This is a genomic window from Thermogladius sp. 4427co, from assembly GCF_051933805.1.
GTDB lineage: Archaea > Thermoproteota > Thermoprotei_A > Sulfolobales > Desulfurococcaceae > Thermogladius.
The window spans coordinates 344,728-356,892 of record NZ_CP196893.1; the positions used below are offsets into that span (position 1 = coordinate 344,728).

12 protein-coding genes and 3 tRNA genes are annotated in these 12,165 nt (G+C 44.4%); 7 read left to right on the forward strand and 8 right to left on the reverse strand.

The genetic code is table 11. The features are described 5' to 3' along the window. Positions 1-59 precede the first annotated feature (59 nt). Positions 60-1,337 (reverse strand): UbiD family decarboxylase, encoded by a 1,278-nt coding sequence (locus ACSU1N_RS01850; protein ID WP_440059924.1) that lies wholly within the window; start codon positions 1,335-1,337, stop codon positions 60-62. 104 nt (positions 1,338-1,441) lie between these two features. Between ACSU1N_RS01850 and ACSU1N_RS01855 the strand changes: the two genes are divergently transcribed. Together ACSU1N_RS01855 and ACSU1N_RS01860 are read left to right on the forward strand one after the other, a co-directional pair. After that, positions 1,442-3,880 (forward strand): hypothetical protein, encoded by a 2,439-nt coding sequence (locus tag ACSU1N_RS01855; RefSeq protein WP_440059925.1) that lies wholly within the window; start codon positions 1,442-1,444, stop codon positions 3,878-3,880. Then, positions 3,867-4,646: a hypothetical protein gene (locus ACSU1N_RS01860; protein WP_440059926.1), complete on the forward strand. Its 780-nt coding sequence runs from the start codon at positions 3,867-3,869 to the stop codon at positions 4,644-4,646. Before ACSU1N_RS01855 ends, ACSU1N_RS01860 begins: the two co-directional genes overlap by 14 nt. Positions 4,647-4,659: 13 nt before the next feature. Here the strand turns inward: ACSU1N_RS01860 and ACSU1N_RS01865 are convergent, their stop codons facing one another. Continuing rightward, positions 4,660-5,310, reverse strand: coding sequence for a hypothetical protein (locus ACSU1N_RS01865; RefSeq protein WP_440059927.1), 651 nt, complete (start codon positions 5,308-5,310; stop codon positions 4,660-4,662). A gap of 76 nt (positions 5,311-5,386) precedes the next feature. On the opposite strand from ACSU1N_RS01865, the gene ACSU1N_RS01870 reads away from it, so the two are divergent. The 4 genes from ACSU1N_RS01870 to ACSU1N_RS01885 are packed head-to-tail and all read left to right on the forward strand — an operon-like array spanning position 5,387 to position 7,067. Beyond that, positions 5,387-6,019 carry an RAD55 family ATPase gene (locus ACSU1N_RS01870; RefSeq protein WP_440059928.1) on the forward strand — a complete coding sequence of 211 codons (633 nt, stop codon included), beginning with the start codon at positions 5,387-5,389 and terminating at the stop codon, positions 6,017-6,019. Then, on the forward strand, positions 6,012-6,527 hold the full coding sequence (locus tag ACSU1N_RS01875) for a CDP-archaeol synthase (RefSeq protein ID WP_440059929.1): 516 nt from the start codon (positions 6,012-6,014) through the stop codon (positions 6,525-6,527). Before ACSU1N_RS01870 ends, ACSU1N_RS01875 begins: the two co-directional genes overlap by 8 nt. Before the next feature lie 45 nt (positions 6,528-6,572). After that, on the forward strand, positions 6,573-6,860 hold the full coding sequence (locus ACSU1N_RS01880) for a 50S ribosomal protein L44e (protein ID WP_440059930.1): 288 nt from the start codon (positions 6,573-6,575) through the stop codon (positions 6,858-6,860). Beyond that, positions 6,861-7,067 (forward strand): 30S ribosomal protein S27e, encoded by a 207-nt coding sequence (locus tag ACSU1N_RS01885; RefSeq protein WP_440059931.1) that lies wholly within the window; start codon positions 6,861-6,863, stop codon positions 7,065-7,067. A gap of 310 nt (positions 7,068-7,377) precedes the next feature. On the opposite strand, the gene ACSU1N_RS01890 is transcribed toward ACSU1N_RS01885, so the two are convergent. From ACSU1N_RS01890 to ACSU1N_RS01900, 3 genes are all read right to left on the reverse strand, one after another. Then, positions 7,378-7,462: transfer RNA gene (locus tag ACSU1N_RS01890), tRNA-Leu, on the reverse strand. A gap of 61 nt (positions 7,463-7,523) precedes the next feature. Beyond that, a tRNA-Ser gene (locus tag ACSU1N_RS01895) sits at positions 7,524-7,630 on the reverse strand. A gap of 31 nt (positions 7,631-7,661) precedes the next feature. Then, complete coding sequence (locus ACSU1N_RS01900) at positions 7,662-9,266, reverse strand: CTP synthase (RefSeq protein ID WP_440059932.1); 1,605 nt, start codon at positions 9,264-9,266, stop codon at positions 7,662-7,664. A gap of 62 nt (positions 9,267-9,328) precedes the next feature. Here ACSU1N_RS01900 and ACSU1N_RS01905 point away from each other — a divergent pair, with 62 nt between their 5' ends. Then, positions 9,329-9,856 carry a phosphoribosyltransferase gene (locus ACSU1N_RS01905; RefSeq protein WP_440059933.1) on the forward strand — a complete coding sequence of 176 codons (528 nt, stop codon included), beginning with the start codon at positions 9,329-9,331 and terminating at the stop codon, positions 9,854-9,856. On the opposite strand, the gene ACSU1N_RS01910 is transcribed toward ACSU1N_RS01905, so the two are convergent. The 3 genes from ACSU1N_RS01910 to ACSU1N_RS01920 form a co-directional block, all read right to left on the reverse strand. Beyond that, on the reverse strand, positions 9,849-11,192 hold the full coding sequence (locus tag ACSU1N_RS01910) for a hypothetical protein (RefSeq protein WP_440059934.1): 1,344 nt from the start codon (positions 11,190-11,192) through the stop codon (positions 9,849-9,851). The genes ACSU1N_RS01905 and ACSU1N_RS01910 overlap by 8 nt on opposite strands. Positions 11,193-11,199: 7 nt before the next feature. Then, positions 11,200-11,916 (reverse strand): alanyl-tRNA editing protein AlaXM, encoded by a 717-nt coding sequence (gene alaXM, locus ACSU1N_RS01915; RefSeq protein ID WP_440059935.1) that lies wholly within the window; start codon positions 11,914-11,916, stop codon positions 11,200-11,202. A gap of 26 nt (positions 11,917-11,942) precedes the next feature. Then, positions 11,943-12,032 (reverse strand) — tRNA-Gln (locus tag ACSU1N_RS01920). Positions 12,033-12,165 lie beyond the last annotated feature (133 nt).

Sequence of the window (12,165 nt, forward strand, 5' to 3'; positions counted from 1 at the left end):
TTAGATCATGAATCGAGTCCTATAGGCTGGCAACAGCCCTCTACCGCTACTGTTTGAGATCAGGGTGGTTTAACCCTCCTATATTTTTCACTGGGTTCTCCCAAAGGCCTTGTAGCTAGTATTATCAATTTGTCTCCGACACCCTCCGGGCTCCTAGGGTCCAGTGTGCTTGCTCTAGCGTTTCTCAATACGACAACGTCTTCTCCGGGCTTGGTTCTGGTCGCTACAGCCCATTCTACTTCGAAAGGATCATCTACATTGATATCGTCGTCGACGACGATAACTATCTTAGAACTCGGGTGCCCTGTTAGAGCTGCTAGAGCTGCGTTTAAAGCTTCGCCCCTGTAAGACTGCTCTATAGCCACTATTGTTACAAGCCAGTTCCCGCCTCCCCTAGACAATCTAACCCTCGTAACGCCCGGGGCCACTTTCCTAACGCTCTCGTATATTAAAGGCTCTCTAGGAGACCCCATTAGGAAGAAGTGGTCTGAAGTAGCAGGCACTATAGCATGGTAGACTAGGCTGTTCCTAGTACTAACGTAATATGCTAAGGGTTTGAAAACAGGCTGCCTCCTCTTCTCGTCTACTAGACCTAGTATGTCGACGAACGGGCCCTCCCAGTCTTCCTCCCTAGATATTACGCCTTCGACAATTAACGATGCTTCAACCGGGACAGGGATCCCGAATAGAGGTGTTTTAACAACCTTGTTCGAACCACCTAGTGCCGCCCCGATGCCTACCTCGAATACCCCGTAGGGAGGGTTTGAAGCAGCAGCTATCTCCTGGAAGATGTCTAAGCCGAGAACTAATGCTACAGGCAGATCCCTTCCCTGCTCATGGGATTTCCTAACCATGTAGTACAAATGCCTGGGGACGATTCTCAGTGTAGCTTTCTCTTCACTAATATACATAACCCTGTGGAAGCTAGAGTTGCAGACAGACTCCCAGCACCCGATAAATACCGAGCTAGTCAAGTACCTGCCTCCGTCCTCCCTATAGTATTTTATGAAAGGCAGGTCCCTGAGCGATAAGTCAGCCTTCTTATAGTACTCGCCGAAATCAACTACCTCTAGGCTGGATGGATTATAGAATGCTTTCAGGAATTTCTCATAGTACTCTTGATCGCTGCCCACACCTAGAAGACTGTATAGATCCCTCCTATCCCTCACAAGGTTTGAGATGCAAAGCCACTCACTTCCCCCCTTTAGTTTGAAAACAACCCTCTCGCCGGGATGGCTGTAGACAGCCCTCGTAGGCTCATATTCCGGATCCAGCTCCCCGGCGTTGAAAGTATCTTTTCTCGTAGATATTTCTGTAATAAGCTTGGATAGAGACATGACGACCCACTTTCCAACAGACTATCCGCTTTAGAACATTAAAATACTAAAGCCGGCTAGCGAAAAATTTTTTTATATAACTCTAGGCATAGAAAATAAAGAAGGTGAAGGGGACGGTGTCTAAACCCATTGTAACAATCCTACTTTTACTCATACTCACCTATACGATCCTAACACCATCTATTACAGTCGCCGGCGTACCACAATCAGATAACATTGTGGAAACCGGCTACATAATACTTAGGGTATCCCAGATACCCGGGCTAGAAGGGTGTAGAGTTGATAGCTTAAGGGCTCTCACATACCTACCCGATGGCAGGATACTCCATGGACGGGTATTCCTCGTTCCTAGGTCATGGATTGAATCTAATAGTACACTAGCAGGTAGAATCTTCATCCCGTTCCTCGGAGACGGTAGGCTGAAGAGCGATGATACGATCGTAGTGCAAGTCTTTAGGGTTAGAGGAATAGGCTGGAAGAACATATCCGATTCCTTCAGGGAGCTTCCATGGCCTGTAGAATATGTTAAAGAAAGAACTAAATCCAGGGCAATAGTACTGATCGAACCGGGCTCACCTATGGTTATTCCAGGTCACGGGATTAAAGCTCTCGATGATCCTATTATAGTGGGATTGTACTGGGGTCTTGACCCAAGGGGTTCTAACCCGGTTTTCGATACCGATATAATAGAAGCAGTAAAACCATACCTCTCAACTAGCTGGCAGAATACGAAAGTAAAGATATTAACCCAGGAGACTAAACGAGGATTTATCATAGATTTAAGGAACAGTAGTATCAAGGGGATAGTCGATAATACTACTAGCGAAGCCGTTAAAGACCCTTCTCTAATAGTTATCGAGGAAGGAGGTGGACCATTACACTTATACCAGTTCGTATACCCTGTAGTATCGTATGAGAATAGCACCTACCTTACTAGCTCAATTTCATTCAACAACATCTATTTAGGGCCCTACGTATATAATATCAAGCTCAACCTGAGGTTTAATGCTAGTAGTCAAGACCAGGTCTTGGAAGTAAAATATGTACTTAAAGAAATAGACCCGTCTACTGAAAGTGTACTCCGCGTGCTAGATACAGGAGACATATTCTACCAAGCCCCAACATCTCCAACCCTTGTATCGATCTATCCATCTAACATAGACTCCCTCAGTAATCTATCAGTAGATATACAGCTTACTGCTTGGACATTTTACGGGGCCGGTTTGAAATTGGGAGGCAATATCTCCCTACTCCTCATAACAGTGTACACTGAGAAAACCTATCCCGAGACGCCTATCCCGCAAACAAGGATGGCAATACAAGTATTGTCTACAGGCGTCCAGTCTAGCATTTTACCTTCTAATACTAGCAGATATTTCAATGATACTGGAGCATATTTCTATGTACCAGGCTCGATAACGCTCTCCTCTACACTAATCAACGGGCTCTACCAGGACTATGCGAGTGGTAATGGAAGCATTAAGATCGGCATTGTACTAGATAAAGTATATCCTGACGGTACATCAGTGCCTTTCAGCGGTTGGATCGCTATATACGTTAATGGATTCATTTATTACAATAGGACTTTCAATTCTTACCAGAAGGGTTCAATATATGTTGCAAACCAGTACTTTGAAATCCCGCTAAATAGTATTATATCGTATTTTGAGCAGGCGTCCGGCGAATTGATTACTATAACCGTCTACGCTAAAGACGCATATGGTTCTTCAGCATATATAAGAGCATATGTAGACGCATGGATTGAAGAATGGTATGCTCCAGAAGTATTTAATCCAGCAAACCAGCTTGTATGGTTTATTAGCAGTTCTCCCCCTATAGCATATGTTAGTGAAGCGATAGTAAGCGATCTAAGGATAGTGGAAAGCCCTCGTACAATATTCGTCGCCTGCGTCTCTGCGAATAAGCTGGCAGCTAGCTATTATCAATATATAGCTTTCGAGCTTAAAGCCTCGGGGGTTCAGGCAACGCCTACTCTAGCCGGCTTAATAGGCCAGCTGAAATTAAGGTTGAAAATCCCGCTGAGCTTCCCGCTAGGTTTTCCATCGATTTACGATAAATCGGACGCGAGCAGCCCGAGTATTCCTGAGCAGTATATCGAGCTCGCGGCTTTTACGCATAAAACAATATCATTTATTCTCAATGCCTACAGGATTGCTGCCTATATCGCTAATGTTTCAACAGGATTAGGATTTTTAGTGATATCCACGGCCTTATTCATATTCGGTACTATAATAGATATAATCAAGGGTCTTAGCACAAGAAGTATATTAAATACGTCGTCCGATAGCCAATATCTATATATTGAGGGTAGCTGGTCTTCCGGCTTTTCAACTGCTCATTGGGCGGTTATTAGAGTCGTTTTAAACATGCCTTCTAGACCTACACCCGGAGAGTATACGATTTACGTCTCGGGGGAGGTCAACGGGCATTCGATAGGCGAAATGCCTGTTAAGGTAATTATTAAGCAAGAGCCTTTACCTGGCTATGTGGAACCCTGCGGTGTTGGATGTGCCTGGTTCTAATAGCTCCCGTATTCTAAAATATCTCTTATTCATTACGTGGACTATTGTAGCATCGTTGATATTAGTCTACTCCATAGCAGAAGCGTTTATCAACTACCTTCTAGGTTTCGAGTACTGGAGGATACCAACATATTTCACAGGACTGGAATACACTGTGGGTTTAGCTAGTCTCGTACTATACTTAACATTCCCCCTATATACTGCTGTTACTGATAACATTCCTCTAGTAGATGGTTTAAAGAGAGTACTACGGAATTTCCCAATAATCTATTTACCGATGATTATAGTCTCATTAACCGGACTCCTGGTCTCAAGCCTATCTATTAGGTTTATAATTAGATGGGAGCAGGCTTTCTTTGTAGCCGGGGTGGTTCTCTCACCGGTTCTAGGAGCGCTAGAAATCTTTTACCTCTTTCTACAACCGTCAATATCTATTTATATAGCAAGATATAGCGATAGGCTTGGTTTAGAAGCTTACAGGAGGTTCTGGAAGTGGATTAAGAGAACCTGGCTTAGGTCGATACTAGCATCTATTCTAGGACTACTTCTAGCAGGCATCTTTTTGACACCCGTATTCATTGTCACAAACTTATATCCGTGGCTACTCAATAAAGTCGCCTCGTACTACGCCCACGATTTCCAGATTAAAGAAGTACTAGATATATATGCGCCGAGTTATCTAGATATAATAGCCGCCCCTATATGGATAATTTCCTATTGTTTCTTCGCTACCAGATTTTTCAAGTATAGGAATGAAAAACCCTAGCCTGCCCCAGGGTCTAAGATAGGATTTCCACACCATTTCTCAAAGCTATCTTCAACGCTGCCGCAATATCTCTAGCACGCATGTAATGGCTTCTAGCCAGGGTTTTCAAGAAACTATAGAGGTATGAGTTGTCAACACCCCTGTTATACGATAGGTTTGTATAAGATTCGCTCACGACTTCGACTCTGGCATCGGGCCTGAGATTCTTCACTTTCTTCGCAATATCGAGACCGTTATTAAAAACCCCTATTCTCACAATCCTGTTTCTCGCTGGCACTTCGTCTAGTATCTCTAGGATCCTCCGGACGATATCCTCTTCGTAACCCCAGTCCACTATTATCGAATCCCCTATGGCTACATACGCATGCCTAAACCCTGTGTCAACCCCTATGGTTAGAATATTGTACTCGTCTTCTTTCATTAAACACTTCAAGATAGCTCTCTCGAGACCCTTGTATGTTCTATCAGGATCGTAGACTACTGTCAAATCGCTCCTCGATTCTGCTTCATTCTTGATCTCGAACCAATCAGTATAGACAACACTATACGTAGGCGTCTCCTCGAGACTATAGTAGTAATTGAATTCAATACTCCTTTTTCTCAACCTAGATTTTACTTCGATAAACCATTTCGGGTCGTAGACCGCTACAACTAGAGGTCTCAACAGCAAACTCCTGTTCTAAACCCCCTCAACCATTATATTACAATACCTTGATTAAACGCTTTAACTCTATTAAGTTTTGATCCAGGCAGGAGAGGTTCCAGCAGTGGCAGCAAGCATTCTGAGAAGGCTATTAGATATCGTGAGAAACTCGCGCACAACCCTATTCTACGGGCCAGCGGCTTCCGGCAAGACGAATATCCTGCTAACTCTAGCACGCGAGTTATGCAGGGTTAACAGATGCGTCTATATAAGCACCGAGGGTACTTTACACTATGAGAAAATTGCTAGAGCCAGCGAAGCATACTATAATGTAGAATTCGTTGACGTACTAGATTTCGACCAGTTCATAGAACTAGTAGTCAAGACAACGATGATGCCTGTATTCAAATACCTTTTCATAGACAGTATAAACGCTCTATACAGACCTATTGCCCTAGACCCTAATGCGACTTCGAAATACCTTTTCGTCCTAGGCCGATTATATAGTTATACGAGCAGGGATAGGAGAGTATTAGCATCCGCCCAGGTGAGGACAGGCGAGAACGGTGAGCTAGAGGCTTCCGGGTTTAAGCTTATCGAATTCTACTTCGACACTATTTTCCAAGTAGGATTAGAGGACTCTAAGAGGTTTTTATTAATGGAGAAGCCCTATAATAGGAAATTTAAAGCGTACTTCAGGATTAGCGATAGAGGTGCCGAATTTGTATAATGCTATTAGGGGCTTCGTCGAGTTCGTCTTCAAATACTATGCTACACCTATGGTCTCCAATAGCGCTCCTCTACTAGTTAAAGGCTCTAAGAGGATAGACTCTGACAAGAGATTCTTAGACGGGAAACCTATCTTCGGAGCACACAAGACCTGGGAGGGTTTTCTATCCGGTATTACCATGGGTATGCTATCCTCCAGCATGGTTGGAGTAGTATTCCAGGACCCCTACCTGGTACTCTTAAACATAGGGGGTTCGATATCAGCACTCATAGGAGACCTGGCAGGTGCTTTCGTTAAGAGGAGGCTTGGTATCAAACCCGGCGAACCCCTGCCTCTAGTAGACCAGTTGGATTTCGCACTAGCCGCTACACTCCTATATATGCTGGCCGATAAAAGCTTCGCATCCCAGCCGACCATGGTACTCTCCTCGCTTATCTTAATAGCAATACTCCATATAGCAACCAATAACATAGCTTTCATGTTGGGGATGAAGGATAAAAGGTGGTAACCTTTTTAATCGTTTATAAAATGGTATTGATAGAGGTGCTTACACTTGAAGATCCCAAAGGTTATAGTAACCTACTGCCCGAGGTGTAAGAGGCATACCGAGCATATAGTTACAATATACAAGCACGGTAAGAGGAGGAGTCTAGCCGAAGGAGAGAGAAGGTATGCTAGGAAGAAGAAAGGCTATGGTTCTAAGAGGAAAGCCGAGCAGAAGAGATTTGCTAAAACAACAAAGAAAGTAGTATTGAAATTAAAGTGTAAAGAATGCGGCTACATTATTCATAGGAAGGGTATCAGGCTTAAGAAAGTCGAATTAGTTGAGGTGACTAAGTAGTTGAAAAAAAGACATATCCCAGTACCCCAGCCTAAGAGCAGGTTCTATAGAGTAATCTGCAAGGTGTGCGGTGCCGAAAACATTGTATTCAGCCACTCTACCTACCCTGCCCGCTGCAAGGTCTGTGGGACGGTACTTGTTAAACCAACCGGAGGGAAAGCAATTATACTAAAGGATAAAGCTGAAATAGTAGCCGAACTAAGCTAGACCATGTATTTTACCGTCTAATACAGCTACCGCGAATTTCTAGATAACGCTCCAAATCCCCATAAATATCTCTTAAGCACCTAGACTCCTTTAATCCGCTATACTGTTAGAACCAGGCTAGAAGTCCGGGTAGGACCCCCGTGGCGTTGTGCTCGATCGAGCCCCTAAAGTCTGGGTGTAGCAAACGAGCCTAGGCCAAGGGCTAGGCCTGCTGGCAGTGGTTTCGAAAACCTCTGAATACCTGTAACTCTGTCTGCGGGAAAACGCTCCTAGTCTAACACAACCCGGTTCTAACACTATTCTACTAGAATGCGGGGGGTGGGATTCGAACCCACGCAGGCCTACGCCATCGGGTCCTGAGCCCGACCCCTTTGACCTAGCTCGGGCACCCCCGCTCCAATTATTTTCTTAAATAATATCATGGGGTTTTAAGCTAGAAGCTAGGCTTCAGGGTAGCGCCGGGGGCGGGATTCGAACCCGCGCGCCCCAGGAAGGGGCAGTAGGTCTCCCAGAGCAGAGCCGGAACTCGAGCCTACCCCCTTAGTCCGCTCGGGCACCCCGGCTCTTTATAAAAGATTAGTATCCAGGTTTTTATTAATCACTTCGGGCAGCTTCTAGAACAGCCTGGAGAAAACCTTTGTAAACAGGGCTTGGGTTTAAAGGCCTGCTCTTGAACTCCGGGTGGAATTGCACACCTAGGAAGAAGCTGTGGTTGTTTAATTCTACTACTTCGGCGAAGCCTTCATCGCTCCACCCAGTTATTCTCAAGCCTGCTTTCTCGAGCTGATCAACGTATTTCAGGTTAAGGGTATACCTATGCCTAAACCTCTCGTATATCGGGCTTGCTCTATATAGCCCCCATATAATGCTATCTCTAACCAGGTTTATTCTACGGGCTCCAAGCCTCATCGTCCCTCCTATTTTCTCAATATTCTTCTGCCAAGGTATCATATCTACTACGGGATGCGGCGTATTAGGGTCTAGCTCTGTGCTATTAGCATCTTTTAGACCGAGGAGATTCCTCGCTACCTCTACAACCATTAGCTGCATACCGAAGCAGATCCCTAGAATAGGTTTCCCGCTTTCCCTAAACCTTTTTATAAACTCGATCTTGCCTAGAGTCCCTCGTCTACCGAAACCCGGTAGTATGATAGCTCCTTCTAATTCTCCTGCTCTACTCAGGTCGTAGACACCGTTTTCTATATCTGTTGATTCGATCCACTCCAGGTTGAGACCTATACCTAGGTGTGCGGCTGCATGCCTGAGGGCTTCAACAATACTGATATAGCTATCTCTAACCTTCGTATACTTACCCACCATCGCGATATTAACCTTCCTCCTGTACTTCTTAGTTTTCTCAACGAAATCCACCCAATCACTAAGCTCTGGTTCTCTACGCGGTAGCCCAAGCAGTTCCTGAATATAGCTTAGTAAGCCCTCCTTGTACAGTATTAGAGGTACTTCGTAGATAGAATCCGTATCAGGGTCGCTGAATACTGCTTTAGGAGGCACATTCCCATACAATGCTATCTTAGCTCTTTCATCATCGTTTAGAGCCCTCCCAGACCTAACGATTATTATATCCGGCTGGATACCGATCCTCCTCAACTCCTGGACACTGTGTTGAACAGGCTTTGTCTTCAACTCTCCTGTTGTGATAATAGGCGCTAGTGCTACATGGATGAAAATAGTGTTAGAAGGGCCTTCCTCCAACTTCATCTGCCTTATCGCTTCTAGGAAAGGCAGACCCTCAATATCTCCTACTGTACCCCCTATCTCTACTATTAGGACATCAGCCCCACGAGCTTTAGCCACATGCCTAATTCTCTCTTTAATCTCGTTGGTAACATGTGGTACAACCTGAACGCACTGGCCTAGGTAGTCTCCTCTCCTCTCTTTCTCTAGGACAGACAGGTATATTTGGCCAGCCGTAATATTATTGAGCTTCGACATGTATTTCCCGAGAAACCTCTCGTAATGACCTAGATCCAGGTCTGTCTCGCCACCGTCCTCGGTTACGAATACCTCGCCATGCATATAAGGGTTCATAGTGCCAGCATCAACATTCAGGTAGGGGTCTATCTTCACAGTATCAGTGTTGAAACCGCTACGTTCTAGGAGCAGGCCTATAGAACCTACTACAACACCCTTGCCTAAACTAGATAAGACTCCTCCTGTTACAAAAATGTATTTAACCAAGTGCCCTTAGTAACATGAGGTCTATTATGATTTATAAATCTAGCCACCTATAGTGCAAAAACATGGAGAGGAAGCCTGAGCTAAGATATGTTTCATGGGATGAAATACATAGAGCACTAGCTGTAATGTCCAAAAGGGTTAGGGAATCGTTTAAACCAGATATGCTAGTAGCTATTGCTAAAGGAGGATATATCCCGGCAAGAATACTATCTGATTTCCTAGGCATTAGTCAGATCGGTTTAATAGAGATAAAATTCTACAAGGAAGTTGGAAAGACACGTGAGAAACCCGTAGTATACCAGATCTCGTTGAAGGATATAGAGGACTCAAATATCCTTGTTGTCGACGACGTCGTCGACTCGGGTAGGACTATGCAGACAGCATTAAACCTTTTATCGAATTTCAGCGCTAGAGATGTCAGGAGCCTTGCTATATACGTTAAGAAATGGAGCCCTATGCTACCAGACTATTATTGGGAGATTACCGACAAGTGGGTTGTGTTTCCCTGGGAGATATGTGAAACGCTCAGAGACCTAGGCGATCTCGATATAAAAGAGCTAGAAGAAATATCCTACTATTGTGCTAAGTAGTTAATTCATCAACTAGGAATAAAATTGATATAACTGTTAGGATAAGCGAGTATACTACGTAGACTCCTTCGTCGAAAACCATTAGGCTAAACATGTCCATGATATTCCATAAGCTGTAGTTAGGATGCTCGATATGTACATGTGCCCACCAGCTTGTGGGGAAAATAAAAGTCCATAAAGCGACATAGACCGAGTAGACTAAGGGGTAAACGAGTTTCCTAGGCTTCTCCCATATCCTGAGCACCGATAAACCTATCGAAATCACTAGATACTGGTAGTTAACCCTCCAGTAGAAACTAGTGAAAAGCAGGTAGAAGAGTAGTGAATCCTTTGCAGCATTATGCTTTTTCGATTTAAAAGCTCTAAACAAGGCTATGGATACAAATATGCTAAAAGGAATCCACCAATACCCTGTGATCCAGGAGTAGTCTCCTCCACTGTATTTATGCATGTATGTGGCTAGGCTCGAAAAGCCGTTGAAGCTATAAACTATAGGCTCAACATAGCCAGCTCTACCTGTTGCTAAGACTAGTCTTAAGGCAGCAGGTATCGTGTTAGCATAGTATACTTGAAAAGGTATGTAGAAGACCAGAGCCCCCAAGAGGAATACCGCTAGACAGGGTATTGTCTTTCTCCTGCTAGAGGACAATAGCATACTCATTATGATTCCTATAGATGCTAAAGCTGCATTAGGCTTGGTTGAAGCTGCGACACCGGCTGCGAAGGAGCTAGCAAACAGCCTATTCCTTGAAAACAGGTATATCGAGAAGAGTAGGAGTGCTAACGCCATTTGATCAAACATCCCGTAAATCGATGAGGTATATATTACAGCTGGGTTCAGGAAGTATAATGCCATACCGGTTAAAGCATATTTTATACCACTCTTCTCGTTTAGAATTAGATAGATTAATATAGCTGAGACGACATCGAAAAATATGAAAACCGATTTACATGCTATTATCCAATCTTCTGGGATATATACGTAGTAGTTTCCATTTCCCCAGAAGGCTCTAACAGGGTTGTTGAATAACGCTCTTAGAGGCGCGATGATCAACAGGAATTGCGGTCCGTAGACGTAAGGCCAGTTGTATGGCCATCCTTCCTCGCTATAGTACTTCGCGTCAGCATATTCGTAGAATCCAAGCCCGTGTCTCAGTAATGTATCGGCAAAGCCCGCGAATTGGGCTATATCACTCCCAGCAGTATAAGGTGTAAAGACTAGCCTTACCGTTAAGCCTGTTACCAGAATGAGTGTGAATGCGACTAGATGCAACGTACTCCTCATTACGATAACGCTCCTAATACTATCAGGAGAATAATAAAAATACGCGAGCAAAAATTGGTTACGGTTTAACCGTGAAGTACAGCCTTTTCTTACCACGCCCCTTGTTCTCAACCCTTAGCAGTACGATCTCCCCTATCTCGCTGGTATTCCTGACGTGCGGACCCCCGTCTGCTTGTATGTCTACACCAGGTATTTCGACAATCCTCAGTTTTTCCAGCCTAGGGGGAGCTCTTGAAGCGAGCTTAACGATCCCCGGGATTTTAATTGCTTCATCGTATGGTAGCCAATATATTTTAACCTCTAACCCCTTCTTGACGACCTCGTTTGCTTCGCGAACAGCTTCTTCGAAAATACTTCTATCAGCTGTATCCAGGCTATAGTCGTCGTAAGCGTACTCTGGTGATATATTGCCTCCTGTTATCAACACATTATACCTGCTGTACATGATCCCTGAGATGATATGGGCTGCTGTATGCAGCCTCATTAACCTATACCTCCTATCCCAGTCGAGTACCAGCCTAACCTTCTCTCCCGGGTTGGGGACAGTGTCCCCAACCAGCTCATGGGCTACATCCCCTGTTTCACGGTCGTAGTAGACGTTTTCCACGCGCAGGGAGATATCCCTGTATACCAGGAATCCTTTATCATTCTCTACCCCACCGCTACGCGGGTGGAATATCGTCTTATCTAAGAAAACTTTGTTTCCAACGGATTTAACTACTAAAGCATCTAACTCCTTGATATAAGAGTCGTTCTGATACACTAGCTCCGTCAACTAATACACCTATTACCAGCAATTAGTAGCCGGGCGGGGATTCGAACCCCGGTCACGGGGTTTCTCCCCATGTGAGGACCAAAGCCCCGCATCCTTGGCCGCTAGACGACCCGGCTACAGTAACCATTTATATCCTTTAGTAGTTTATTAATTTTCAGACCGAAAAGTTTATTAACCCCCCTGATTAGAGCTAAAATAGTGCCATATTATGATCATGTTTAAATTTTTATCTACTAGTATAGAGGTGAC